Raw genomic sequence first — 25,672 nt, 5'->3', positions numbered from 1 at the left:
AAATCATATAGAATCCAGCCCTTTCGCATTCTGCTCAATAAATGGATTTGACTCACATCAGGCTTGCCTCTACCCGGTATCTGCTTTCATATTCATGCTAAAAAAACTCGCCAAACTCAGTCCCCTGCTCGTTTTTGCTGTCATCAATCTCTCTTTTGTTGATCTTTCTTTTTTTGATGTCTCTTTTCTCAATTTTCCAACGCAAAGCACGGGGGAATTTGCCGGATGTCGCCAGTTCTTTGCCAAAGGACAGATCCCGGCCATACGTACATCCACTGACATGCGCCCGCGCGCCCTTTGTTTCTCGGCGTTTGCTGTACTGCACTCGGGTAAAAGCCACACGCCCATCTATGTCGCTGAACGGCTGAATCGCCAGATTATTTACAAGGCGAGAGAGAATGAGCGCAGTGATCAGTTCTATGCTGATGCCAGGTTGCCCCGTACGGAGAGGGCTGAGCTGGATGACTACAAAGGTTCAGGCTATGACCGTGGCCATATGGCCCCGGCTGCCGATATGGCAGACAGTACGGCGATGGCGCAAAGCTTTTCACTGGCGAATATGGTGCCGCAGGCACCGGCCAATAACCGCAAAACCTGGGCCGCCATAGAAAAAGCCACGCGCCAGTATGTGTTGCGGGCATCGGGCGATGTTTATGTTATTACCGGCCCGGTTTACGATTCCCGCCCGGCGACGATTGGAAACAATAAGATTTGGGTGCCCAAATACCTGTTCAAGCTGGTATATGACCCCGCCAGTGGGCGTGCCTGGGCGCACTGGGTAGAAAACACAGACCAGGCACATGCCAGCAAACCCATAAGCTATAAGGAATTGGTCAATAAAACGGGGATACAGTTCCTGCCCATGATAGAAAATGATGACACCTAGCAAGACATGAGATTTCATGTGTGGAAAACTGCAGAAAAGCGCTTAATTTTGTCCAACTTGCAAAAAACTGTAATAAACTTTGTCAGTTAGTCAAAAGCTAAGTAGCCTGTTTTCTTCAGTTTTCCTGTTTTTGGTCGCAGATACCGACCTTACCCTTTATTAAAGGAAAAACCCATGAATCTCGTTGAACGCGCGAAAAATATTACACTGACGCCAAAAAGCGAATGGCCCGTTATTGCCGCAGAAACCACCAGCACGGCTGATCTGTTTAAAAATTATGTAGCACCACTCGCTGCCATCCCTGCAGTAGCCAGTTTTATTGGCATGAGCATTATTGGTTTTGGTGTGCCTATGCTGGGTAATATACGGCTCCCTATCGTTACCGGTATTACAGCGATGGTATTGAGCTTTGTTTTTGCCTTTATCGGGGTTTACCTGATCTCATTGATTATCGATGCTTTGGCTCCACAATTTGGCGCAGAAAAAAATCCGGCACAGGCATTGAAGCTCGCCGTCTATTCTTTTACACCATCATGGCTGGCAGGCATTTTATCCTTGCTGCCATCATTAAGCGTGCTCAGCCTCCTTGCCGGCTTGTATGGCATTTATATACTGTACCTGGGCTTGCCGGTACTGATGAAAGCTCCCGAAGAAAAGGCTACGGCCTATACGGCAGTCTCTGTCATCTGCTCCATAGTGCTGATGGTGGTGTTTAGCATGGTAATCGGTGCTATTGGCGGCAGCGCGATGTACGGCGCGGGCAGCATGCATACCTCAAGCAGCACTCCCGCAACCAGCGGTGCCTTGGGCGAGCTGGAAAAGATGGGCCAGAAAATGGAAGAAGCCAATAAGAAGATGGAGGAAGCTAAAAAATCTGGTGACCCACAGGCTGAAATGAAGGCTGCAACCGAAGCACTGGGTGTAGCGCTGGGTGGTGGCAGCCAGGCAGAAGTTGTGGACAAAGACAAGTTAAAAGCCTTGTTCCCTGAAGCCATAGGCAATTTGAAACGCAATAGCCTCGAAGGTGAAAAATCTGCCATGGGTGAGTTCAAGATTGCCAAGGCAGAAGCCCGCTATGGCGATGAAAACAATCATCAGATCAGGATGACAATCACCGATACCGGTGGCAGCAAGATGTTTGGCGCCATGTTCGCCTGGGGTATGATGGAGCAGGATAAAGAAACGGACACTGGCTATGAAAAGATGGGCAAAGTGAATGGCCGCCCCACTCATGAAAGATTCCAGAAAGATGGCCCGTCCGGCGAATACAGCCTGCTGGTTGGCGGCCGTTTCCTGGTAGAAGCCCATGGTGACAACGTCGATATGGCGACCATCAAAACTGCTTCAGCGGCTATCGGTTACGACAAACTGGAAGCGATGAAAAATGAAGGTGTAAAACAATAAGACAGTAAGGCAGCAAAAATAAATATTAGTCACTGGCAACACGGTCTGCGTACTGATCTGTACCGGCCATATGAAATGATAGTCGGCAGCAATAGCATCGGCTATCAATTTCCCACAGCCTGCATTCTCCTACCCTATCCCTACCCACGGCCAGTTGCGCTGTAGCCAATCGAAGATTTTCCGTGCGGAAAATAGGTGCTGCTACATGAAGAATTCACGATACGGAGCGAAAAAAACTTTCTTCGACGCCCTATCCTTTTTTCCAATTGCATCTGCAAGCTGAGCGCAAAAAGTCCCTTCTTAATGCAAAAAAACCACATTGTGCGGCAGCGCACCGATGGAATATCGTCGGGGCTTTAGTCTGTCGGTCAGGATTAAATTACGTAAAACTCATTCCCCAAACGGGAAAAATACGTTTTCGTGACATTCCGGATTAGCACAACATTTTCCTTGCATTTACATACTTAGAAAGAATATCCATGAGCAAATTAAAAGCACTTCCCTCTGCACTGGCATTGCTGTTTTGCGCAGGCAGCGCAATGGCAGAAGATTACAATCCGTCCTGGTACATTGGTGGCAGCGTCCATGCGGCAGAAACAGATGAAACCTTTGGCGCGGGCAACCGTGGTTATGGCGTCGGCCTGCGTCTGGGTAAACCACTGGCGCAAAACTGGGATGCACAAATCAATACCAATTACACGCGCGCCACAGACAATGGCAAACGCTATCAGCAAAATGCCCTTGGCGTTGATGTGCTGTATCTGTTTTCCCGTGAAGCATTTCGTCCCTACCTGGTATTAGGCATTGCAGCAAACCGTGACAGAAGCAATGGCGGTCTGAAAGCTGGCGACAGCACAGCCCCTGCAGTCAGCGGTGGCCTGGGCGCGCAGTTTACCCTGAGTGATCAATGGTCTGCGCAAGTAGAATGGCGTAAAGTGCATGGCTATCTGCATAACAATGACTTTGGATTCAGCCAGGCCAGCAATTCCCACCTGTCATTTGGTCTGAACTATGCATTCGACAAGCCGAAGGCAGCAGTTAAAACTGCCAGCTACACACCTCCGCCACCTCCAGAACCGGTAGTCGTGCAAGCACCACCGCCACCACCTGAGCCAGTTGCACCACCGCCACCGGTCTATCAAAAAATAACACTGTCGGCGACCGAGTTGTTTGCTTTCAATAGTTCATTGCTGAGCATCCCGCAACCAAAACTTGATGACATCGCTGCAGCGTTGAATGCCAATCCACAAATCAATCAGGTAGTGATCACTGGCTATGCAGATCGCATCGGTTCAGATCAATACAATCTGAAATTGTCTGAGAGGCGTGCCAATTCCGTCAAAACCTATCTGAACGATAAGGGTGTCGATGGACAGAGGCTGAATGCCGTAGGTAAAGGCGAAAGCAATCCAGTTGTTGTTTGCAACAACAAAAAACGCGCTGACCTGATCGCTTGCCTGGAACCTAACCGCCGTGTAGAGATTGAACAATTTACAGTTGAAAAACGCGTAAAATAATCAATGCTGCATGAGGAAAACGGGAGCTTGGGCTCCCGTTTTTTTATCTGTAGTCGAGTTCTTAAAATGAGCATTGCCTTTGCTTTACAAAGCAAAGAAATGGCAGTGTGCATGTACCTGCAAGGAAACTCTGCCCAAGCGCGGGTTGATGCGCTGGAATTATCAACACGGGATTCGAAAAAGCGCTCAGGCAAGCTTCGATAATTTCGTAGGAGTGGCTCTAGCCGCGAATGCTTTGCCTTACCAGTTGTGTCAGTTTCCGCAGCCATTCGTGGCTAAAGCCGCTGCTACAGAAGATAGGGATACGTTGCAACTGCAAGCTCGCTGGTACTTTCTGTGTCTGGCAAGTAGCAAGAATCGGATTACTCATCCGCATATTGAGCTATCTGTATGATCAGCCGGACAGGTTTTATTTATCAAGCAGAGCAGGCGAGACTGCGTGGAAAGAATGCTGGCCAGGCTAAGTGGCCAGCATTCTTTGGGCGAAAAAAACGCTGTCATCTGACAGCGTTTCTTCATGCGAAGTAAATCTTATTTAACACGCATATCATTTTTCACAGAGCGTACACCTTTGACACTGCGCGCAACTGCAACTGCTTTTTCAATATTGGCATTTGAACTCACAAAGCCACTGAGTTGCACGGTGCCTTTGAAAGTTTCAACATTGATTTCTGCTGATTTGAGTGTAGGTTCATTAAAAATTTCTGCCTTGACCTTAGTCGTGATGACGGAGTCATCAATGTATTCACCAGTGCCTTCTTTGGTCGAAGTTGAGGCGCAGCCAGTGATTACCATCATGGAACCGACGAATACCATAGTCATCATGCGTTGAGCGATTTTCATTTTTTTCTTTCAAGAATTAATTGGAATTACGTATATCAACTAAACACAAAGCCACCTGATACTTAGATATATCGACTACGACTTTGCGCTGAAGTAAATTTATTTACCGAATTTCGATTTTGCAGCGGAGACACAGTTATCTTTACCCTGACCGGACAAGGCATCGCATTTTTCTATCGCCACTTTGTATTCTGCATTGACCTTATCGTCATTCGCATCAACGCGGGCATCGACCACTTTTTTATCTGCCTTGGCATTTGATACGGCAGCGACTTTATTAGATTTTGCCTGCTTGATACAGACATCCTTATCATTGCCAGTCATGCTGCCACATTTGGCTTTCTCTACATCGTAGTCAGCATCGGCGATATCTTTTCTGGCAGCGGTGCGTGCTGCCACGGTATTTTTGTATTCTGCCTTGGCATTTGCTTCAGTATGCACACGGGCAGCCTTAGCTTCGGCCAGGCATACATCTTTTGGATTGCCTGTAATCGCGTCGCATTTACTTTTAGCCAGTTTGAACTCAGTGCTTGCAGCTTCTTTTGCAGCGGTATAAGCAACTGATTTTTCATCTGCAGCAGCCCAAACTGCACTGCTCAGTGTAGCTGTACAAACCAGCATCATGGCTAATTTTCTATTCATATTTTTCCCCTTAGGTGTGAATATCAGGCAAATCAATCATCTGCCATCAACAATTGCAGCGTCGGAAAAGTCCGATGCCCGATTCTGATGTCAGCTCCACTACTCATCTGTGCGGTATCGAACATTGCTCAATATATATTTCATTAACACAGCATAAGCAGGCGTTTTTTTGAAATTTCTCTTGCAGAGTGTGCCAGCGCACAGAGACAAGGCAGGGAAGAGCATAAATTTGTTGTGTGGCAGATTCTTATCTGAATCAGATTGCTCTTCATATCTAGTTAAATCAAGCAAATGTGCTTGCTACTAAACACTAAAGGAAAAATCATGAACAAAGACCAAATCAAAGGCGTCGCTAAAAACATCGCCGGTAAAGTGCAAGAAAGCACGGGGAAAATCATAGGCAGCAAGGATCAGGAAATCAAAGGCCTGCAAAAACAGGTCGTCGGCAAGGTGGAGCAGACCATGGGTGATGCCCGTGAAGCCATAGAAAAAACCGTGAAAGAAATCACCAAGCCTTAAGAACAGGGCTCACCCCGTGTGAGCCAGCTTTTACCAGGGAACCAGACATCATGATTACTATCAATGACACCCAATCACTGAACATGAACCGCACAGGAACGCAGTCCCCCCACACTCTGCCCGTACATCTTTATTCACGACATAGCGACTTCAAAAGGCAAACCATGGAGCATTTTCAATTCAGTTCCAGTATCAGCACTGGTGCAAGTATAGGTATGGCAGTCGGCTGCGTACTGGGCATGATCAATGCAGCACTTGCTGTCATGATTTCTCCGTTTTTTGTTCCTGGTTTCGATTTACTGGTTACCGAGCCTATGATGGCTGCACTGACAGGGGCAGCTATGGGCATAGTTCTTGGGGGTGTCGTTGGTTCTTTGCTGGGCTGGGGCATTTCCAGTCAAAAATTTGAACAACTGGAAACTGATCTGGAATCCAATGCCAGCTTTTGCCCGATAGCCAGAGCCGATGATCAGCAAAGGCTGGAAGCGTGGAAAGATCAACATGGGGAATACGCCAATATCTGAGTCAGGCCGGAAAATTATTACCCCCAAAGGAGAAACATCATGACGGCCAAACGCGAAGCTTATATAGCGAGTATCAAGGCGCAGTTGAATGAAATAAATCTCAGCATGACTGAGATGGAAGAAAGAATTGCTGTCTCAAAAGAAGTACTGCATGAGCAATATGCGAAAGAAATGCAAAAACTGCATACACAGGCGCAACAAGTACGTGAAAAGCTGGACGAGATCAAATCTGCCAGTGAAAGTAATTGGGAAAACATGATCGCCACAACCGAAAAGGTACGCGACGCTTTTGTCAATTCTTGCCATTATTTTAAAGCCCAACTCCAGGATAAGTAAATCCTGAATGCAACATATGGGCTGAGTCAAAAACCAATCAACAAAAAATTGAACCTTAACCCAATTTCACCAACTCTATAGGCTACAAAATGATCACCATACTACTCGTCATACTTATCCTGGCCTTGATTGGTGTATTTCCAAGCTGGCCGCACAGCCGTTCCTGGGGTTATGGTCCCAGTGGCGTTACTGGCCTGATCGTGGTTATTCTCGTTATATTATTGCTGACGGGCCGTTTGTAATGTCCATGCATTTGTAATGCATGTAGTTTCTTAATTTCTCAATTCTCACTTTCAAGGAGTTATCATGAAAACGACAAAACAACAATTTATGACCGGCATTCTTTTTGCGTTGATCAGCGGCGCAATGCTGAGCCCGGTACTGGCTGCTGATGTTGATCCAGCAGCGATCGCCCAACGCGGTGATCCTGAGCGTTGGTATCAGGAAGAAATGACGCCCATGGCTTATTTCAAAACCCTGAAAAAAGAAGCAGAAGCTGTGTATCAGTTGTCAGTGATTGAATGCAAACGGGTAGAACGCAGCCAGCAAAGTGCTTGCCTGCGTGAAGCCAAAGCGACCATGCAACAGGATATGGCTGACGCTTATAGAAAATCGGGCATCCGTCCACGTTGATACACGGACTCATCTCGCCTCTGAATGAGGAAATGCGCTCTGATAAGGAAAAGCAATGCCCACTATGAAAGCCGCAGTTTATCTGCGCCCTGGCAAGATCGCGATAGAAGAAAAACCCATCCCTGTTCCCGGACCGGGTGAGGCACTCATCAGGATCACCACGACGACTATCTGCGGCACTGACATCCACATTCTGAAAGGTGAATATCCCGTTAAACCTGGCTTGACCATAGGGCATGAACCGGTAGGTGTGATCGCTGCATTGGGTGCAGGCGTGACTGGATATGAGCTGGGTGAGCGTGTCGTCGTTGGTGCCATATCACCGTGTGGGCAATGCTATTCATGTCTGGATGGACAGCATTCGCAATGTGGCGGAAAACCCGCAGGCGGCTGGCGCTTTGGCAATACTATCGATGGCTGCCAGGCAGAATACCTGCTGGTACCGTATGCCATGAGTAATCTGGAAGTAATACCCGATGGGCTTACAGATGAGCAGGTGCTGATGTGCCCTGACATCATGAGCACAGGGTTTGGTGGTGCTGAAAGTGGTGATATCAAGATAGGTGACACTGTCGTCATCTTTGCCCAGGGGCCCATAGGCCTGTGTGCGACTGCCGGTGCCAAATTGCGCGGAGCCAGCCTGATCATTGCAGTGGATGGGGTGACCAGTCGTCTTGACATGGCCAGGACGCTGGGGGCAGATATCACTATCGACTATACCAAAACTGACCCATTGACAGAAATCATGCGCCTGACCCATGGTCGTGGTGTGGATGTGGCGATTGAAGCTCTGGGTACACAAATGACTTTCGAGAGTTGTTTACGTGCTTTAAAACCTGGCGGAAGATTGTCCAGCCTGGGTGTGTATTCAGGCAAGTTAAGCCTGCCTCTGGATGCCTTTGCTGCAGGTCTGGGGGATCACAAAATCATTACGACCTTATGTCCGGGCGGCAAGGAGCGTATGCGACGCCTGATGAATGTGGTCAAATCAGGGCGAGTAAAGCTTGATGCTATGGTGACGCACCGCTTTAAACTTGATGATATAGAACAAGCCTATGACTTGTTTGCCAATCAGCGCGATGGCGTATTGAAAGTCGCTATTACAACCTGACTCTACAAAAAGGACCAGACATGGCTGTTCACCATAGACTACCACCTCATTTATTGATGAGTTCTGTGGGCATAGCCATCCTCATCATGCTCAATGCCTGCAGTTCACTGCCAGAAATTAATTACCTGGAGCCGGCCCTTGACCAGCCACAAAAAACTGCATCAGCCAAACCTACCATCAGTAACGCCAAGGGTGAGCTCAGTACCTCGAAAGCTCAGGCCCTGATGCGGCAGCGATGGAAAAATTCCAGTGTCGGCCTAGCCAATATGCAAGCCTTGGCAGCGCTGGAAGAAGCCGTTACCGGTAGCCCGCTGATTGCCGGTAACCAGGTCACTTTGCTATTCGATGGCCCACAAACCATGAATGCAATGATGACGGCCATCAGGCAGGCAAAAGACCATATACACCTGGAAACCTATATCTTTGACCAAGATGAACTGGGTTTGGAATTTGCCAGACTGCTTATAGAAAAACAACAGGCTGGGGTAGAGGTCAATATCATCTACGACAGTGTCGGCACCATAGGCACGCCTCAAAGCTTTTTCGATAATATGAAGGCAGTTGGCATACATTTGCTGGCGTTCAATCCGGTCAATCCTACCAAACTGCAGGGTCCATGGTCACCAAACCGGCGTGACCACAGGAAAATCCTGATCGTCGACGGTGAAATTGCCTTCACAGGCGGTGTCAATATCAGCGCCAGTTATGCGAATAGCTCGCTATTCCGCTCGAAATCAAAAAATCCTGACAAGGTTGGCTGGCGTGACACCCATATACAGATCACCGGGCCAGCCGTCGCCGCATTGCAATGGGTATTCCTGGAAACCTGGCTGAATGCCGGCGACAAGCCGCCAGCTGATAAATTATATTTCCCGGCATTAAAAAACCAGGGCAATAAAATGGTTCGTGTGCTTGCCAGTGAGCCAGAAAGTAACCCTGCCATTTATAAAGCGTATTTACTGGCGATACAGGAGGCCAGGGACAGTATCCATATAACGTCCGCTTATTTTGTACCTGATGCACAGATATTAAAAGCGCTGATTGCAGCGGCCAAACGTGGCGTGGACGTGAAAATCATCATGCCTGGCGTGACGGACAGCGGCCTGGTGTTTCATGCAGGTCAATCTTTTTATGATGAGATGCTGGCTGGCGGAATCAAAGTCTATCAATTGAATATTTCTGTGTTGCATGCAAAAACCGCTGTCATCGACCAGGTGTGGTCAACTGTAGGATCAACCAATATCGACACCCGCAGTTTTTTGCATAATAAAGAAGTCAATGTCGTCGTCATTGACACTGAGTTTGCGGTAGCGATGGAAAATGCGTTTAAAGAAGATTTACGCCTGTCTACAGAGATCACGTTGGAAATCTGGCAACAACGTCCGCACATGAATAAGCTGAAGGAATGGCTGGCCAGGCGGCTTGAATACTGGCTCTGATATGGTCATGATAGGGACGGACATGTTTTTGTTTCATTGTGCATACTGGAGTCACCGTAACAATAAGTACCAGGACTAATATCGCTGCTCACCACCATACAACAAATATGCAGGTTCCAGCTCGCCTGCCGTCGGCAATAACAATTATTTCTTCTTGTCAGACACGGGTATATCTGCCACTTTCTGCGGTGTAATTGAGATAGCCACCGGGTCACTGGCTGGAAAACTTTCGTCCAGAGCCTCGTCCAGATCGTCCTCTTTCTTTTTAATAACTTTTTTCTTTTCTTCTGGTTCAGGCTTAACAGGCACTAGCTTCTCGTTTTTATCATTGATCATCACATTACCCCACATTAATTGGTAAAACTTCCCCACATCATTGAAAGATGAGGGGAAGTGTTGAACTGCAAATATCTGGTAAATATCCGATCAGTTTTTTACTTTCAGATTATTGATAACGCTCTGCACACCCGAAACGCTCTTGGCAACCTCAATTGCGTGCGTTGCCTGCGACTCGCTATCGACAAAACCACTCAGTTGGACTTCGCCTTTGCGGGTGACTACAGCTACATCCATGCTTTTCATTTGCGTGTCTTGCAGCATGGCTGTTTTGATGCCGGCAGTGATGACACTATCATCGATCTTGTTACCCACTGTCTGTTTGCCTTCTTTCAGCACGAGCTTATTATCGACTTTCTTGACGCCCTCTATAGCCATCGCTACGGCGGCACTATGGTCAATTTGTGCCTGATTGTCGGCAAAGCCACTCAACAAAACTTCGCCCTTGCGGGTTTCAATTTTTACGTCCGTGCCTTTGATGATATCGTCAGACATCAATGCAGTTTTGACTTTGGTGGTGATGACAGAATCATCAATTGCCACACCAATAGTAGTGGAGGCATTTGATGCGGTGCCATCTGGCGCTTTATTGCAACCCGCCAGTACCAGCAGAGAAGCAGATACCAGGGGCAAGATATATTTAGTGCATTTTGTATGTAGTAAGTAACTCATCATCGTTCCTTTCTTTTCAAACTCTGGCAATTAGCGTGGCAATATCTTGCCGTTGACATCAGACAAAATGATTTCCACACGACGGTTAAACTGACGGTTTTGTGCTGTATTGTTTTCTACAACAGGAAATGCTTCGCCATAACCCTTGGTTTCAATACGATCGCGTGACACCCCCATCAAGACCAGGGCACTGCGCACGGCGTTGGCGCGACGCTCTGACAAATCCTGGTTATGTGCTTGTGTACCGGTATTGTCGGTATGCCCCTCAACCAGTACTGTTCTTTGCATATTGTTTTGCAAGACAATTGCCAGTTTCTGCACGGTACGCATGCCATCAGGATTCAGTTTGGCCTGATCCACACCAAACAAGACGTCACCCAGGGTAATGATGATGCCGCGTACGGTGGTCTTGGCTTGCAAGTCAGCCAGTTGTGACTCCAATGCGGCATTGCGGTTTTGCATCTCCAATGCCTTTGCCTGTTCTTCCTGCGCCTTGCGCTGGGCTTCACTGGCTTCACCTTGCGCTATTTGTGCTGCAAGTCTGGCTTGGTCAGCTTGCGCCTTGGCCTGGTCGGCTTGCATTTTTGCTTTATCAGCTTCATTGGTGCGTTGTTCCAAACGGATCTGGTCACGCGCTTTTGCGGCATCGGCAACACTGGCTTCTGCCTGTTTCTGCTTGGCTAACTCTTGTGCCACGCCTATTTTTTGCTTGGCTATGTAAGCCAGACGGTCAATTTTTTCTGAACTCTCATTATCTTTGGCTGCCTTATTGGCATCGTTCATTGCCACGTCAGCCTGGCGCATTTCCAAAGGTGCCAGAGTCTGCACATTTGGATTATTTTGTGCAGCCTGGTAATCCATACGGGTCTGGTCCAGCAGGCTGGTAGTTTTTGGTGCTGTGCTGCAAGCTGAAAGCAGCATTGCTGTCATCAGGACCATTGGTGCAAATATGTTCTTATTCATGATTTTTCCTTAAAAAATTTAATTGCAAGCTCTGTATCAGAGTTGCTGACAATGTTTTTATTGCTTATTTTTATTGCTTGTTATTTGCCCGCTGCAATTCTTCACGCAAAACGCGGATATCATCTTGCAATGCATTAGCAGCTTTCTCTGCCTTGGCAGAATTCGCTTTGGCTTGTGCCAGTTTGGCGTCAGCTTGAGCCTGGGTTGCCAGGTCATTGGCCAGCTTATAGTCTTTGTCTTGCATGGCCTTGTTTGCCAATGCCAATTTTTGACGCGCAGAACTCATTTCTGCCGGAGCAAATTCACTGCCGCCAGCAACTGCAGCGTTGTCGACAGCTTCTTTAGAAACAGCCACTTCTGCCGTCGCCGGTGTTTTCATGCTGCTGGCGCAACCCATCATCATTACCAAGCTCACGCTGCATACGGTCAACAGACCACTTTTCAAGTTTTTGTTCATTTTTTTTCTCCGGTAGATAAGTACTCTCGCAAGCCACATTTATTGTGATCTTCGCAGTCTTTATACCGCTCACGACAAGAGTGGGTCTGTTCGTTGCCGCACACTTCCACCATGTGCCAGGATATGCGCACGCAGTGCGCTAAGGCAGGCGCGTATGTACGCTAACGAACTTACACTCCCGTGCTGATGTTTTATTATCAAAGCACAGCCGCTCCCATAGGTCATACCCTCTTTTTTTTGCATGCTGAAACCCCACACATGCAGATATGGCCGAAGGCGTGGCAGCGACGACCAATCACTACGGTCACTGACAAATCCCAATAAAAGAAAGAAGTGTGCGATTTGAAATCAGCCAAAGATATGCTGTCATCCAGCCTGCATCAGCTAAAAAATGTTTTGAAGGACAGCCAGATACGTTTGCGCGCCTATGTTGCGCAGGCTGGTGCAGAACTGCCTTTACGGGCAGATTTATACAGCGCCCTGCAGATGGAACAGCATGGCCGCATATTGGCCAACAGCCATAAACTGAGTTCTGTTTTTGGTCAGGATCAACTCTTGTCGCGTCTGGCGGATAATCAGGACGTGATCATGAATGCCTGCACCTTGCTGACGGAAGCTATCAAGGATGGCCGGCCAGTAACGCCAGCTGCGGCCTGGCTGCTGGATAATTACTACCTGATAGAAGAACAGATACGAACAGCCAAGCGTCATTTGCCGAAAGATTACAGCAAGGAATTGCCAAGGCTATTGCGCGGCAACTCAGCTGGACGGCCCAGGGTATACGACATAGCACTGGAAACTATTTCACATGGAGATGGCAGGGTTGATCCTGAAAACCTGAGTCGCTTCATCAGCGCTTATCAATTGGTATCTGTCTTGAAGCTAGGTGAGCTTTGGGCCATACCCATCATGTTGCGCCTGGCACTGATAGAAAACCTGCGCAGGGTCGCCACCAATCTGACGACAACCCATAATCACCGTAATCTGGCCGCCAAATGGGCAGAGGAGATGGCAGAGACTGCCGAGAAAGATCCCAGCAACCTGATCTTGCTGGTGGCCGACATGTCGCGCTCTCAACCACCACTGGATAGTTCCTTCGTGGCGGAAATGCTCAGAAGACTGCAAGGTCAGGGGCCTGCCCTCGCGCTACCTTTGAACTGGCTTTCACAGCGACTGGCAGAGACCGGCCAAACCATAGAACATCTGGTACATCTGGATTCTCAGCAACAAGCTGCTGATCAGATTTCCATCAGCAACAGCATAGGTAGCTTGCGTCTGCTGACATCCATGGACTGGCGCGAATTTGTAGAAAACATGAGTGTGGTTGATCGTTGCCTGCGCGATGACCCAACCGGCATCTATGGCAGCATGGATTTCGCTACGCGCGATCTGTACCGTCATGCGGTTGAAAAAATTGCCAAGAACAGCAGCTTTTCTGAAGCCGATGTCGCTCACAATGCCTTGCGCTTTGCACGTGAAGCAGCCATCAAGTATGGTCAGGCTGCGCGCAGTGCCCATATAGGTTATTTCCTGATAGGAAAAGGCAGACCCGAGCTGGAACGTTCCACCGCCATGCAGCACAGTTTCCCTGAGTCTGTGAAACGAGCAGGGCGTGAATCTGCCTTGAGTATTTATCTGGGCAGTATCACTATCCTGAGTCTGTTGAGTACTGGATTATTCCTGCACCAGGCCAGCAAGACTGCAATCAATCCTTATTTACTGGCTTGTTTCATCGTCGCCAGCCTGATTGCCAGCAGTCAGTTTGCCTTGTCCATGGTGAATTGGCTGGTGACCTGCATAGCCCTGCCCCGCCCTTTGCCACGCATGGATTTTTCCCTGGGAATACCGCTGGAGTCCAGCACACTGGTCGTGGTCCCCACCATGCTGTTCAACCCGCACAATATCGATGCTTTATGTGAAGCCATGGAAGTGCGCTTTCTGGCAAACTGCGATGCCAATTTGCGCTTTTGCCTGCTGACTGATTTTACCGATGCAGATCAGGAACAGTTGCCAGAAGATGAAGCCTTGCTGACTCACATCAGCAACAGCATTAAAGCATTGAATAAAAAATATCCCCGCCCGAATGGCGATCATTTTCTGGTCATGCACAGACCAAGAGCATGGAATGCACAAGAAAAAATATGGATGGCATATGAGCGCAAACGCGGAAAACTGGGGGCACTGAATGCCTATCTGCGCGGCGCAGGCACGAAAGCATTCATGCTTATCATCGGTAATACGGCTGGACTGGAGCACATGAAATATGTGATTACGCTGGATACCGATACTGAATTACCACGCGATACGGCACGCAAATTCGTCGCCACCATGGCACATCCGCTGAATCGCGCACACTACGATGAGGCTCTGAAAAGAGTGACCGAAGGCTATGGCATTCTGCAACCCCGCGTAGCAGTCGGCCTGCCGGCCAGCGATGCCTCTTACTATGAATTGCTCTGCGGCGGCGAAGCTGGTATAGACCCTTACACGCGCAGCGTGTCTGACGTCTACCAGGACGTATTCGATGAAGGCTCCTTCATAGGCAAGGGTATTTATGATATCGATGTATTTGAACGAGCCCTGAAAAACCGCATGCCGGAAAACCGCATACTCAGCCATGATTTACTCGAAGGCTGCTATGCACGGGCAGGTCTGTTAAGCGACGTGCAACTGTATGAAGAATATCCTTCCAGCTATCTGGCCGACATACGCCGTCGCCATCGCTGGATACGCGGTGACTGGCAAATAGCTTCATGGTTGTTACCCAAAGTGCCCGGCCCCAGGGATGAAACCAACGGACAATCCAGTCAGCTTGGTAATTCCCTGTCTTTGCTGTCACGCTGGAAGTTGCTGGATAACCTGCGCCGCAGTATGGTGCCACTTGCTCTGACGGCCTTTTTACTGATCGCCTGGAGCAGTTTTCCCAGCACCTGGTTCTGGTCCGCAGCCGCTATCGGTTTTTTGCTGATTCCCGCTGCCAGTGCATTTTTATGGAGCCTGAGTAAAAAACCGGATGATGTTTTTTTTCGCCAGCACCTGCTGTCCCTGTTGCGTTCAAGTGCCCAGCATGTCACCCATGCATCCCTGAGCCTGGTTTTCTTGCCATATGAAGCATGGGTCAATCTTGATGCGATAGTGCGCACGCAATGGCGCATACTGATTTCGCGCAGGCATTTGCTGGAGTGGAATCCATCCACGCTCAGCAATCATCAGTTCAAGAATAGCCTGTGGAATAATATTCGCAGCATGTGGATAGCTCCGGCGTTTTCCATCGCAACGTTTTTCCTCCTGCGGCATATCAATCCGCTTGCCTTGCAGGCAGCAACGCCAATATTATTGCTCTGGTTTATTTCACCACTCATCGCATATCAGATGAGCCGTGCAAAGCAAAGGCGTGCATCACAGTTAAGCGCGAAGCAAGTAGAGTTCTTGCAAGCTACAGCCCGCAAGACCTGGTTGTTTTTTGAAACTTATGTCGGTGCCGAGGATAACTGGCTGCCGCCGGACAATGTGCAGTTCCAGCCTGTAGGTGTAGTTGCACACCGTACTTCGCCAACGAATATAGGCTTGTCCCTGCTGGCCAATATGGCAGCGTATGATTTTGGTTATATCCCCGCTGGACAGCTCTTGCAGCGCACTCAAAATACTTACACCAGTCTGGCCAGGCTGGAACGTTATCAAGATCACTTTTATAACTGGTATGACACCAAGAGCCTGCAACCCTTGCAGCCTTTGTATGTATCAACGGTAGATAGTGGCAATCTGGCCGGTCATTTGCTGACACTGAGGCCTGGCTTGAGCGAATTAATTGACGCACCAATTTGCCAGCTCCGCCTGTTTTGCGGCTTGCATGACACCTATCTGCTGCTGCGCAACTCGGTTGCTCCCAATATTGCAAACAGGCTGGCGGATTTTGAAACAGACCTGGATGTACTGTGCCTGGGGGTACCGAAGTCATTGATCGTCATCTATGATTGCCTGAAGCGACTGACGCATCATGCAGATGCCTATTTGTCCAGCGTTACTGTGACTGCCGACAACGCCAGCCATATCTGGGCAAGCGCCCTGAGCAGGCAAACCCATGCGCAACTGGAAGAGCTGCTTTACCTGGCGCCATGGCTGAGCCTGCCGGACCCTGGCAACTGGTTACATGCATTTCCCTTGCTTGATACCATCCCCAGTTTACAAGAACTGACACAGTTAGGTCTTGGATATGTCTCTCCCACAGAAGGTGGTATCCCGCTTGATCAAGCTGCACAAGTAGAAAATCACAATACCAGACTGGCAACATTACTGATGATGGCCAGGAAGCGTGCCGGTGAGCGCATCCTGCAAATTGAACAATTGGTACAGCAAACAAGCGAGTTCGCCCGGTTGGAATATGAATTCCTCTATGATGCCAACACGCACTTGCTGACTATAGGTTATAACGTCAATGAACGCAGGCGGGATGCAGCCTGCTACGATCTGCTTGCATCAGAAGCCAGGCTGGCCACTTTTGTTGCCATCGCCCAGGGACAAATACCACAGGAGAGCTGGTTCGCACTCGGGCGTCAACTGACCATTGCAGGCGGCGAACCAATACTGCTGTCCTGGAGTGGTTCAATGTTCGAATATCTGATGCCCTTGCTGGTCATGCCAAATTTTCAGAACACCTTGCTGGATCAGACTTACCGGTCCGTCGTACAACGTCAAATTGAGTATGGGCAGCAGCGCGGTGTGGCCTGGGGGATTTCCGAGTCCGGTTACAACACTTTTGACGCACATCTGAATTATCAGTACCGTGCCTTTGGAGTCCCCGGTATCGGTTTTAAGCGTGGCCTGGGCGATGATCTGGTGATTGCGCCTTATGCTTCCATGATGGCCTTGATGGTCGCACCTGAACAGGCCTGCAGCAATCTGGAACAATTATCGGCCCAGGGGTTTGAAGGAATGTACGGCTTCTTCGAAGCGATAGACTATACCCCTTCGCGCTTACCGCGCGGGCAAACGCATGCATTGATACGCTCTTTCATGGTTCACCATCAGGGTATGGGTTTCCTGTCATTGGCCTATCTGTTACTGGGGCAGCCTTTGCAAAAACGCTTTGAATCCGACCCGCTGTTCCAGGCGACCATGTCACTGCTGCATGAGCGGGTACCTAAAGCCACGGCAGTTTATTCCAATACCACCGAACTGGCAGACATACGCAGTGCCAGCAGCGGCCAGGAAGTCCCCTTGCGTGTCATACATCATGTCAATACCCGCACACCAGAAGTGCAATTGCTATCCAATGGTCGTTATCACGTCATGATCAGTAGTGTGGGCGGCAGCTATAGCCGCTGGAATGATCTGGCCGTCACCCGCTGGAATGAAGACAGTACCCGCGACCACTGGGGCAGCTTCTGCTATGTGCGTGATGTCAGCAATGGTCGTTACTGGTCAACCGCATTCCAGCCTTGCCTGGTCAATTCACCTACCTATGAAGTGATTTTTTCTGAAGGGCGGGCAGAATTCCGCCGCAGTGACAATAATCTCGACATGCATACCGAGATCGTCGTCTCGCCCGAAGACGATATAGAGTTGCGCCGCACCCGCATCGTCAATCGCTCGCGCCATCCTCGCACCATAGACTTCACCAGCTATGCAGAAGTTGTGCTGGCACCGGCAGCTGCGGATGCCATGCACCCGGCCTTCAGCAAGCTGTTTGTAGAAACAGAAATTCTGGACGGACAACATGCGATTTTATGTACTCGCCGCCCACGTTCTGTCGATGAAAAAATACCCAGCATGTTTCATCTGATGGCCTTGCATGGCGCCAGCATGGAAAGCGTTTCCTATGAAACTGACAGGGCCCAATTCATAGGACGTGGTAATACGCTGGAAGCCCCCGCCGCCATGCGCGTCAGCCGTCTGTCAGACAGCCAGGGTTCGGTACTCGACCCGGTGGTTGCCATACGCTATCAGATTACGCTGGAACCGGAACAGGCTGCCACGATGGATGTGGTCACCGGCGTGGCAGAAAATCGCGAACTCTGCCTGGCCTTGATAGAAAAATACCAGGACAAGCATCTGGCTGACCGGGTTATCGAACTTTCCTGGACGCATAGCCAGGTCGTATTACGTCAGTTAAATATCAGTGAAGCTGATGCACAGTTATATGGACGCCTGGCCAATTCTGTTATCTATATGAATCCACTTTTGCGCGCCGATACCAGCATACTCAGCCGCAATCACCGTGGACAGTCTGGTTTGTGGGGCTATGCCATATCCGGCGATTTGCCCATCGTGCTGCTACAAATCAATCACCAGGATCATATAGAACTGGTCAGGCAACTGGTGCAGGCACACGCCTATTGGCGCTCCAAAGGCCTGGCAGTAGATCTGGTGATCTGGAATGAAGACCATGCCACTTATCGTCAGGCACTGCAGGAACAGATCATGGGCATGATCTCCTCGGTCATCGGCACCCATGCCATAGAGCGTCCGGGCGGCATCTTTGTCAGAATGGCAGAGCAGATTTCACCTGAAGACAAAATCCTGTTCCAGGCAGTGGCCAGAGTAATATTGAATGATCATCGTGGTAGCTTGCTGGAGCAATTGAACCGCCGTGACCTGGTGGAATTGCGTGCCCCAAAACTGTTGCCTGCCAGACAGATGTATCAACAAACCGGATATCAATCACTGACCAGCAACAAGCTCAGTCATCCATCTGAAAAACTGCAGAGTTTTAATGGCACAGGTGGTTTTTCTGAAGATGGCCGCGAATATGTCATCACCACCAGGGAAGGACAAGTAACCCCTGCACCGTGGGTCAATGTGCTGGCTAACCCGCAATTTGGCAGTGTGATTTCTGAAAGCGGACAGGCCTATACCTGGGCTGAAAATGCCCATGAATTCCGCCTGACCCCATGGAATAATGACCCTGTCTGCGATAGCAGCGGTGAAGCATTTTACATACGCGATGAAGACACAGGGGCATACTGGTCACCTACGGCCCTGCCCTGCCGTGGCAGCGGTGACTATGTGACACGTCACGGTTTTGGCTATAGTGTTTTCACGCACCAGGAGCAAGGCATACGCACCGAGTTGACGGTGTTTGTCAGTATAGATACGGCAGCCAAATATTCCATACTGCGTGTCATTAATGACTCGGATGAACAAAGAAAATTGTCGGCTACCGGTTATGTGGAATGGGTGCTCGGTGATCTCAGACCGAAATCCCTGATGCATATCGCCACGGAAATTGATCCTGTCAGTGGCTGTCTGCTGGCACGCAACCCATACAATACCGAATTCCCCGGACGCAGGGCTTTCTTTGACCTGGATGGTAGTAACCGCAGTGTCAGTGGTGACCGCAATGAATTCATAGGCCGCAACGGCAGCCTGCGCAGCCCGGCTGCCATGGAAAGACAGCGCCTGTCAGGAAAAACCGGAGCAGGCTTGGATCCCTGTGCAGCTTTACAGCAAGAATTTGAACTTAGCCCGGGGCAAGAAAAACACCTGGTATTTGTATTGGGCATGGCAATGGCAGAGCACGGTAATGTCACGCAATTCATACAACAGCACAGGGGCATTGCTGCAGCTGAGCAGGCATTGAACAAAGTCCATGAGTACTGGCACAACACTTTGGGTACGGTACAGGTCACTACCCCCGATCAGGATTTGAACCTGCTGGCCAATGGCTGGCTGCTGTATCAAACCATCGCCTGTCGCCTGTGGGCACGTAGCGGTTATTACCAGTCTGGTGGTGCATTTGGTTTCCGTGACCAGTTACAGGACAGCATGGCCCTGGTGCATACAGGGCAAACCCTGGCGCGCGAACAAATACTTTTATCTGCTGCGCATCAATTTCTGGAAGGCGACGTACAGCACTGGTGGCATCCGCCGGTTGGCCGTGGTGTACGCACGCATTGCTCAGACGATTATTTATGGCTGCCTTTGGCCGTGGCGCGCTATGTGAACAGCAGTGGTGACCTTGGTATACTCGATGAAGAGCTGCCTTATCTGGAAGGACGTGCAGTCAATCAGGAAGAAGATTCATATTACGACTTGCCTGCCAGATCAGCACAGACGGGTAGTTTGTATCAGCATTGTGTCAAAGCTATAGAGCACGGCTTGAGGTTTGGCAGCCACGGCTTACCCTTGATCGGTTCCTGCGACTGGAACGACGGCATGGACAAGGTTGGTCATCTGGGCAGAGGCGAAAGCGTCTGGCTGGCTTTCTTCCTGCATCAGGTTTTGACAAGATTTTCGGTAATTGCGCTTAACCGTAATGACAAGGAGTTTTCAGCTCATTGTCTGAACCAGGCAAGTCAGTTATCGAAAAATATTGACGCCAACGCCTGGGATGGTGCCTGGTACAGAAGGGCTTACTTTGATGATGGTGGCGCACTGGGCTCGGCACAAAATGCTGAATGCCAGATAGATTCGATCTCACAAAGCTGGGCCATACTGTCTGCGGCAGCCAGCCCGCAAAGGGCTGCACAGGCCATGCAATCTTTGGACAAACGCCTGATGCGGCGTGACAAGCAGATCATACAATTACTCGATCCCGCTTTTGATTGCTCGGGACAAAATCCCGGCTACATCCGTGGTTATGTGCCCGGAGTACGCGAGAATGGCGGGCAATACACCCATGCTGCCATCTGGACTGGCATGGCATTTGCAAAAATGGGAGATGCCGCCCGTGCCTGGGAGGCATTTGACATGATCAATCCCATACATCATGGTAATTCTCCAGATACCATAGCCCGCTACAAGGTCGAGCCCTATGTCATCTGCGCTGACGTATATGCAGTCGAACCACATACTGGACGCGGTGGCTGGAGCTGGTACACAGGTTCGGCAGGCTGGATGTATACCTTCATGATGGAGTCATTACTGGGATTGAAGCGCGAAGGCAGGCATCTGAGCCTGACACCATGTGTACCAGCAGGATGGACCAGTTTCAGCCTGCGCTACCAACATCTGAGCAGCACTTACCAGATCACCGTCAAACTCAGGGATGTGGCTTATGGACAGAGCCTGCTGTTTATTGATGACATTGCCATGGGTAGTTTATTGATCCCTCTGATGGATGATCAGCGTGAGCACGTAGTGGAGCTCAACTATGTGCAGCCGGTTCAGAAGTAACCAGGACAGGTTTTGAGAATATTTTCCTGTCGTCCTGTAATTCACCTTAAGAACCCGACGATAAATCCATCTGGCATGAATGGGTTTATCGTCTGATACATGCTGGCAATAGCAATTAACGCGAATCCTGAAATGAAAAAAGCCAGATGCAATTCGCATCTGGCCTTTCTCATTTGAAGCTACTTATTTCAATCACTTACTGCCTGGGTTCGCCATTCCGGTTCACTGCTATGGTGGATCCTGGAGGAGAACTCATCTGCACGTGATGTTCAACACCACGGTAGTTATAAGTCACATCCCAGTATTCAGGCTTGGTGCTGGCCACGGTCTGGCAACGGCGTACATCCCGCTCATAAGTACCACCATTACTGCGTCCTGCATTTGCGCCCAATGCACCGCCAGCGACAGCGCCACCGGCCGTTGCCAGGTCACGCCCGGTACCGCCGCCAACCTGATGACCAAGTATGCCACCTATCAGGGCACCAGCAATGGCACCACCAACATTTGGTTCGCTACGTTCTGTCTGCACTTGCTGGCGTTCTACCCAGCAGCGCTCATTAGGTGGGCCGACCACTGCACGCACTGAAGTCACAGGTGCATCATACACACCTTCATTTGGACGACGGCGGTAATCATAATTTGGCGAACTCAAAGGCGCTTCAATTTCATTATCGTAACGACGCCTGTTACTGATAGGGCGGACTGAAGAAATGCGGTTGTTCATGCCCATACCTGAAAGTGTATCGTAACTGCCCCTGCTCAAAATCATGCAACGGCCACCGAAATTGGCATCATCACAGACTTCCCAGCGTCCGCCAGAAACAACGACTGACGAAGCCAGGTCATTGAAACCGCTATTACGAAAATTGTTTTGTTGCACGTTGGTACTAAAAGCACGTCCGCGAAAGCCTTCGCCTTCATAGAACACAATTTGCGCGCTCGCATGAGCAACCAGTAACAGGCTGGACACACCAAAGATGAATTTTAATTGTTGTTTCATTTGTTTCTCCAAGGTTGAAATCTGAACAAGGGATGACGGATGCTCCTGTCCCGCCATTCAGACTTAGCAAGAGAGCCAGTATGGGCGATACGTCCATACCGGGGCACCATGAATCACAGCATCCCATTTTTTTTAAATCCCTTCTGTACGCTGCCACACATAAATTTATAGCACTTGTTGGACCAGATTCAAACAGATACAGATAGATTTATTAAAGGTGTTTTTTATGTGCAGTCGACAGACAGGGTTTGATAGCAGGGTTTCTTAGCGGAATCAATTTTAATGAAAACAATTACAGGCCGCCGTGTACGACAGCGCACATTCATTTTCGTCAATACGGCGTATAAATTCTCATGTCTTGGCTTTTTAGCTTTTTAACTTGGCCTCACTCAGTCATTCAGGAGAATTAAAATGAAACTCACGCCCCTTAATGAAAAAATGGAACAATGTCTGGCCAACTGCCTTGCATGTCACCGCGTTTGCACTGAAACCGCTGCCCATGTCATGCATGGCGACAGTCATCACAGTGAGGTCTTGCATCTTGTCAGCCTGCTGGACTGTGCGCAGATTTGCCTGGTGCATGCAGATTTCATGGCGCGCCGTTCGCCGCATCATATGCACCTGGCCAGGGAATGTGCAGAGATTTGTCTTTCTTGCGCGACCTTTTGCGAAGCCCATGCAGATGCTGACGGTATGATGAGTGAGTGCGCAAAAGCGTGCCGGACCTGCGCAGATAGTTGCACTGATATGTGAGATCTTGCTTTGCGAGAAGCCTGGTTCATTCTATCTGCCAGGCAGCAAAAATTCATTTGTTTGTCATAGCGCAAAACATGCAAGGGCACGCATGCGAGGATGTCATATATCAAACATTCGACGCAAATCCAATAAATAAAAAAGGAAATCATGACCAGCAATACAAAGGCTTATTTGATCGGTGGCGGCATAGGCTCATTGGCAGCTGCCGCGTTTATGATACGCGACGGAAAAATCAAGGGCGACAATATTTCCATCTTCGAGGCAAGCTCACTGATAGGTGGCAGTCTGGATGGCGCAGGCAATCCAGACCAGGGATATTCATTGCGCGGTGGCCGCATGTTGACGACCGACAATTATGAATGCACCTGGGATTTGTTCAAATCCATCCCTTCACTGCATAATCCGGGAAGATCGGTATTTGAAGAAACGCTAGAGTTCAATGAACACTACAAGTCCAACTCAAAAGCCAGGCTGGTAGACAAGCGCCGCGCCAAGGTGCCGGTATCGTCGATGGGTTTCTCCATGCAAGACCGCATGGAATTGCTGAAACTCAGTCAGGCAGATGAGGCAGACATGGGCAACAGCACCATTACTGACTGGCTATCACCCTCTTTCTTTGAGACTGAATTCTGGTTCATGTGGGCAACCACGTTTGCCTTTCAACCATGGCACAGCGCTGTTGAGTTCAAACGCTATCTGCACAGATTCATGATGGAATTTTCGCGCATAGAGACACTGGCGGGTGTCAAGCGCACCATCTATAACCAATATGATTCGCTGGTACTGCCACTGCAAACCTGGCTGAAACAAAATGGCGTGCAATTCATCACGAATTGCCAGGTGCAAAAACTGACGCACAGTGTGATCAATGAACAATTTCAGGTCACTGGTCTCGAATGCCTGCGTGATGGCGTAGCAGAAAGCATCACGGTTGCTGATGGTGATCTGGTTTTCCTGCAAAACGGTTCCATGACCGATGCATCCAGTCTGGGCTCCATGGGCAGCGCGCCGGAAAAACGCAGCAAGCTGGACAGTTGCGGCTGGCGTTTGTGGGAACAGCTTGCGGCTGAAAGACCTGACATGGGTAATCCGGCAGCTTTCAATACCTGCATCGCCCAATCCTGGTGGGAATCGTTCACGGTTACACTCAAAGATCCGCGCTTCTTTGATCTGATGCAAAAGTTCAGCGGTAACGAAGCTGGTACAGGTGGACTGGTGACTTTCAAGGATTCTAACTGGCTGATGTCCATCGTGCTGGCACACCAGCCACACTTTATCAACCAGCCCGCTGGTGTACAGGTATTTTGGGGTTATGCGCTCTACCCTGACCGCATAGGTGACTATGTGGCGAAACCCATGAGCGAATGCAGCGGTGCAGAAATCCTTGAAGAATTGCTGGGTCACCTGCGCTTTGATGCCGAGGTGTTTGATAATGCCAATTGCATTCCTTGCCGTATGCCTTACATTACCAGCATGTTCATGCCACGTTCAGTTGGCGATCGGCCTTTGCCAGTGCCACCTGGCACACGAAACTTTGCTTTCATCAGCCAGTTTGTCGAAGTGCCGGATGACGTGGTTTTCACGGTGGAATACTCAGTGCGTGCTGCCCAGATGGCTGTGTATCAGTTGCTGGGTGTAAATCGCGAAGTACCACCAATTACGGCCCATGATAAATCCCTGGGCACGAAATTTGAAGCGCTGGTAAAGGCGTTCAAATAAGTTGATACCCGCAATGCAGTTTGTCCATCTGGACGCTGCATTGCTCCTAAGAATATTCTGCATTTGTCTTGAAAGACTGCACAATCACGATTCAGGATGTTCGCTTTTGAAACGCTGATTCGCTTCATCCAGATGTTGTATCAACACATGCGAAATGATATTGACCCCAATACCACCAAACATGGCGGGCACGAGATACAGGGCCAGCGAAATCTCTGAGACAAATATCGTGTCGTCTGCAAGTGAGGGCGACAGTTTTGCAGCGGCTGAGAGCACCTTGAGAAAGTAAACATCCAGGCCTGCGATAGCCACCAGTGCAAAACCAAAAAACAGGGTGGTTTTCTTGGAGATAGCTCTTTTCAATATCAGGAAACTGTATATCCCGAAAGGCAGGACAAATGAGACTATCATCATCAACCAAAATTTCAATTCCGAGAATATCGTATTTTCCACGCATGCATCCTTAAAACTGATAATAAGCAAACGCTTATCTCGTGTCTGGAAATATTATTAACCTAATGCATGCCCTCGCAAGTAACGTATTCTCTCACTTTCGTAACGAATTGAATTCTGCCTTGAATAGACGGCTTGTTTTCCGATAGTATAGTTTCAATCAGAACTTATTTCTTGAGGGAATGATCAAGATTTGCCGGTAGCGCATTAATCAATTTCTTGCGGGATTGCTTACCTTCCCACACCAGACTGTCGTTGACATTGCTACGCACATCGGCAACTATGGATATAGCCATACGGCTCTCTGATATCTCCTTAAGTTTTCGTAAAGTCTCACGAAATAAACTG

The 25,672-nt window shown here is 49.2% G+C and carries 22 protein-coding genes; 13 read left to right on the top strand and 9 right to left on the bottom strand.

The genetic code is table 11. The annotated features are described in order from the left end of the window. The first annotated feature begins 94 nt into the window (after window positions 1–94). The 3 genes from AC3WQT_RS08190 (at window position 95) to AC3WQT_RS08180 (ending at window position 3,807) form a co-directional block, all read left to right on the top strand. On the top strand, window positions 95–886 hold the full coding sequence (locus AC3WQT_RS08190; protein WP_492703395.1) for a DNA/RNA non-specific endonuclease: 792 nt from the start codon (window positions 95–97) through the stop codon (window positions 884–886). 174 nt (window positions 887–1,060) lie between these two features. Further along, a complete protein-coding gene (locus tag AC3WQT_RS08185) occupies window positions 1,061–2,290 on the top strand; it encodes a Yip1 family protein (RefSeq protein WP_492703394.1) in 1,230 nt (409 codons plus the stop codon). Window positions 2,291–2,769: 479 nt separating this feature from the next. Beyond that, window positions 2,770–3,807, top strand: a complete 1,038-nt coding sequence (locus AC3WQT_RS08180) for an OmpA family protein (protein WP_492703393.1) — start codon at window positions 2,770–2,772, stop codon at window positions 3,805–3,807. Between the two features lie 531 nt (window positions 3,808–4,338). On the opposite strand, the gene AC3WQT_RS08175 is transcribed toward AC3WQT_RS08180, so the two are convergent. Both AC3WQT_RS08175 and AC3WQT_RS08170 read right to left on the bottom strand, forming a co-directional pair. After that, window positions 4,339–4,650 carry a BON domain-containing protein gene (locus AC3WQT_RS08175; RefSeq protein WP_492703392.1) on the bottom strand — a complete coding sequence of 104 codons (312 nt, stop codon included), beginning with the start codon at window positions 4,648–4,650 and terminating at the stop codon, window positions 4,339–4,341. A gap of 99 nt (window positions 4,651–4,749) precedes the next feature. Continuing rightward, window positions 4,750–5,292: a hypothetical protein gene (locus AC3WQT_RS08170; RefSeq protein WP_492703391.1), complete on the bottom strand. Its 543-nt coding sequence runs from the start codon at window positions 5,290–5,292 to the stop codon at window positions 4,750–4,752. Between the two features lie 324 nt (window positions 5,293–5,616). Between AC3WQT_RS08170 and AC3WQT_RS08165 the strand changes: the two genes are divergently transcribed. The 7 genes from AC3WQT_RS08165 (at window position 5,617) to cls (ending at window position 9,854) form a co-directional block, all read left to right on the top strand. Beyond that, window positions 5,617–5,811 carry a CsbD family protein gene (locus tag AC3WQT_RS08165; RefSeq protein WP_492703390.1) on the top strand — a complete coding sequence of 65 codons (195 nt, stop codon included), beginning with the start codon at window positions 5,617–5,619 and terminating at the stop codon, window positions 5,809–5,811. Window positions 5,812–5,861: 50 nt separating this feature from the next. Continuing rightward, window positions 5,862–6,335, top strand: coding sequence for a hypothetical protein (locus tag AC3WQT_RS08160; RefSeq protein ID WP_492703389.1), 474 nt, complete (start codon window positions 5,862–5,864; stop codon window positions 6,333–6,335). Window positions 6,336–6,374: 39 nt separating this feature from the next. Next, entirely contained in the window at window positions 6,375–6,671 is a 297-nt protein-coding gene (locus AC3WQT_RS08155; RefSeq protein WP_492703388.1) for a sll1863 family stress response protein, read from the top strand. Between the two features lie 89 nt (window positions 6,672–6,760). After that, window positions 6,761–6,913, top strand: a complete 153-nt coding sequence (locus AC3WQT_RS08150) for a DUF3309 family protein (RefSeq protein ID WP_492703387.1) — start codon at window positions 6,761–6,763, stop codon at window positions 6,911–6,913. Between the two features lie 64 nt (window positions 6,914–6,977). Then, window positions 6,978–7,304, top strand: coding sequence for a hypothetical protein (locus tag AC3WQT_RS08145; RefSeq protein WP_492703386.1), 327 nt, complete (start codon window positions 6,978–6,980; stop codon window positions 7,302–7,304). A 55-nt stretch (window positions 7,305–7,359) separates the two neighbouring features. Next, window positions 7,360–8,415, top strand: a complete 1,056-nt coding sequence (locus AC3WQT_RS08140) for an NAD(P)-dependent alcohol dehydrogenase (RefSeq protein ID WP_492703385.1) — start codon at window positions 7,360–7,362, stop codon at window positions 8,413–8,415. Between the two features lie 20 nt (window positions 8,416–8,435). Then, window positions 8,436–9,854 carry a cardiolipin synthase gene (gene cls, locus AC3WQT_RS08135; protein ID WP_492703384.1) on the top strand — a complete coding sequence of 473 codons (1,419 nt, stop codon included), beginning with the start codon at window positions 8,436–8,438 and terminating at the stop codon, window positions 9,852–9,854. A 144-nt stretch (window positions 9,855–9,998) separates the two neighbouring features. On the opposite strand, the gene AC3WQT_RS08130 is transcribed toward cls, so the two are convergent. The 4 genes from AC3WQT_RS08130 to AC3WQT_RS08115 all read right to left on the bottom strand — a co-directional run bounded on the left by AC3WQT_RS08130 (window position 9,999) and on the right by AC3WQT_RS08115 (window position 12,282). Further along, window positions 9,999–10,190 (bottom strand): hypothetical protein, encoded by a 192-nt coding sequence (locus tag AC3WQT_RS08130; protein ID WP_492703383.1) that lies wholly within the window; start codon window positions 10,188–10,190, stop codon window positions 9,999–10,001. A gap of 90 nt (window positions 10,191–10,280) precedes the next feature. Next, entirely contained in the window at window positions 10,281–10,862 is a 582-nt protein-coding gene (locus AC3WQT_RS08125; RefSeq protein WP_492703382.1) for a BON domain-containing protein, read from the bottom strand. Window positions 10,863–10,892: 30 nt separating this feature from the next. After that, window positions 10,893–11,825, bottom strand: a complete 933-nt coding sequence (locus AC3WQT_RS08120; RefSeq protein WP_492703381.1) for an OmpA family protein — start codon at window positions 11,823–11,825, stop codon at window positions 10,893–10,895. A 70-nt stretch (window positions 11,826–11,895) separates the two neighbouring features. Beyond that, the gene (locus tag AC3WQT_RS08115; protein ID WP_492703380.1) at window positions 11,896–12,282 is read right to left on the bottom strand and encodes a DUF4398 domain-containing protein; all 387 of its coding nucleotides are present in this window, start codon (window positions 12,280–12,282) and stop codon (window positions 11,896–11,898) included. A gap of 342 nt (window positions 12,283–12,624) precedes the next feature. Here AC3WQT_RS08115 and AC3WQT_RS08110 point away from each other — a divergent pair, with 342 nt between their 5' ends. After that, window positions 12,625–21,396, top strand: a complete 8,772-nt coding sequence (locus tag AC3WQT_RS08110; protein WP_492703379.1) for a glycoside hydrolase family 94 protein — start codon at window positions 12,625–12,627, stop codon at window positions 21,394–21,396. A 196-nt stretch (window positions 21,397–21,592) separates the two neighbouring features. On the opposite strand, the gene AC3WQT_RS08105 is transcribed toward AC3WQT_RS08110, so the two are convergent. Next, on the bottom strand, window positions 21,593–22,396 hold the full coding sequence (locus AC3WQT_RS08105) for a beta/gamma crystallin-related protein (protein ID WP_492703378.1): 804 nt from the start codon (window positions 22,394–22,396) through the stop codon (window positions 21,593–21,595). 411 nt (window positions 22,397–22,807) lie between these two features. On the opposite strand from AC3WQT_RS08105, the gene AC3WQT_RS08100 reads away from it, so the two are divergent. Both AC3WQT_RS08100 and AC3WQT_RS08095 read left to right on the top strand, forming a co-directional pair. Continuing rightward, window positions 22,808–23,149 (top strand): four-helix bundle copper-binding protein, encoded by a 342-nt coding sequence (locus AC3WQT_RS08100; RefSeq protein ID WP_492703377.1) that lies wholly within the window; start codon window positions 22,808–22,810, stop codon window positions 23,147–23,149. 150 nt (window positions 23,150–23,299) lie between these two features. Further along, window positions 23,300–24,871 carry an oleate hydratase gene (locus tag AC3WQT_RS08095; RefSeq protein ID WP_492703376.1) on the top strand — a complete coding sequence of 524 codons (1,572 nt, stop codon included), beginning with the start codon at window positions 23,300–23,302 and terminating at the stop codon, window positions 24,869–24,871. Window positions 24,872–24,955: 84 nt separating this feature from the next. Here the strand turns inward: AC3WQT_RS08095 and AC3WQT_RS08090 are convergent, their stop codons facing one another. Then, window positions 24,956–25,324: a hypothetical protein gene (locus AC3WQT_RS08090; RefSeq protein WP_492703375.1), complete on the bottom strand. Its 369-nt coding sequence runs from the start codon at window positions 25,322–25,324 to the stop codon at window positions 24,956–24,958. Between the two features lie 167 nt (window positions 25,325–25,491). Next, window positions 25,492–25,620: a hypothetical protein gene (locus AC3WQT_RS08085; protein ID WP_492703374.1), complete on the bottom strand. Its 129-nt coding sequence runs from the start codon at window positions 25,618–25,620 to the stop codon at window positions 25,492–25,494. Between the last annotated feature and the right edge of the window lie 52 nt (window positions 25,621–25,672).

It is taken from the genome of Undibacterium sp. FW305-107, assembly GCF_058788535.1.
The sequence above is the reverse complement of the archived record's forward strand: the minus strand, read 5'-3'. Positions and strand labels throughout refer to the sequence as shown.

Coding starts and splice junctions, on each gene's coding strand:
- AC3WQT_RS08180 (WP_492703393.1), top strand. CDS start 2,770: ATGAGCAAATTAAAAGCACTTCCCTCTGCACTGGCATTGCTGTTTTGC.
- AC3WQT_RS08100 (WP_492703377.1), top strand. CDS start 22,808: ATGAAACTCACGCCCCTTAATGAAAAAATGGAACAATGTCTGGCCAAC.
- AC3WQT_RS08085 (WP_492703374.1), bottom strand. CDS start 25,620: ATGGCTATATCCATAGTTGCCGATGTGCGTAGCAATGTCAACGACAGT.
- AC3WQT_RS08105 (WP_492703378.1), bottom strand. CDS start 22,396: ATGAAACAACAATTAAAATTCATCTTTGGTGTGTCCAGCCTGTTACTG.
- AC3WQT_RS08160 (WP_492703389.1), top strand. CDS start 5,862: ATGATTACTATCAATGACACCCAATCACTGAACATGAACCGCACAGGA.
- AC3WQT_RS08130 (WP_492703383.1), bottom strand. CDS start 10,190: ATGATCAATGATAAAAACGAGAAGCTAGTGCCTGTTAAGCCTGAACCA.
- AC3WQT_RS08185 (WP_492703394.1), top strand. CDS start 1,061: ATGAATCTCGTTGAACGCGCGAAAAATATTACACTGACGCCAAAAAGC.
- AC3WQT_RS08115 (WP_492703380.1), bottom strand. CDS start 12,282: ATGAACAAAAACTTGAAAAGTGGTCTGTTGACCGTATGCAGCGTGAGC.
- AC3WQT_RS08125 (WP_492703382.1), bottom strand. CDS start 10,862: ATGAGTTACTTACTACATACAAAATGCACTAAATATATCTTGCCCCTG.
- AC3WQT_RS08095 (WP_492703376.1), top strand. CDS start 23,300: ATGACCAGCAATACAAAGGCTTATTTGATCGGTGGCGGCATAGGCTCA.
- AC3WQT_RS08140 (WP_492703385.1), top strand. CDS start 7,360: ATGCCCACTATGAAAGCCGCAGTTTATCTGCGCCCTGGCAAGATCGCG.
- AC3WQT_RS08155 (WP_492703388.1), top strand. CDS start 6,375: ATGACGGCCAAACGCGAAGCTTATATAGCGAGTATCAAGGCGCAGTTG.
- AC3WQT_RS08165 (WP_492703390.1), top strand. CDS start 5,617: ATGAACAAAGACCAAATCAAAGGCGTCGCTAAAAACATCGCCGGTAAA.
- AC3WQT_RS08190 (WP_492703395.1), top strand. CDS start 95: ATGCTAAAAAAACTCGCCAAACTCAGTCCCCTGCTCGTTTTTGCTGTC.
- AC3WQT_RS08150 (WP_492703387.1), top strand. CDS start 6,761: ATGATCACCATACTACTCGTCATACTTATCCTGGCCTTGATTGGTGTA.
- AC3WQT_RS08175 (WP_492703392.1), bottom strand. CDS start 4,650: ATGAAAATCGCTCAACGCATGATGACTATGGTATTCGTCGGTTCCATG.
- cls (WP_492703384.1), top strand. CDS start 8,436: ATGGCTGTTCACCATAGACTACCACCTCATTTATTGATGAGTTCTGTG.
- AC3WQT_RS08145 (WP_492703386.1), top strand. CDS start 6,978: ATGAAAACGACAAAACAACAATTTATGACCGGCATTCTTTTTGCGTTG.
- AC3WQT_RS08120 (WP_492703381.1), bottom strand. CDS start 11,825: ATGAATAAGAACATATTTGCACCAATGGTCCTGATGACAGCAATGCTG.
- AC3WQT_RS08170 (WP_492703391.1), bottom strand. CDS start 5,292: ATGAATAGAAAATTAGCCATGATGCTGGTTTGTACAGCTACACTGAGC.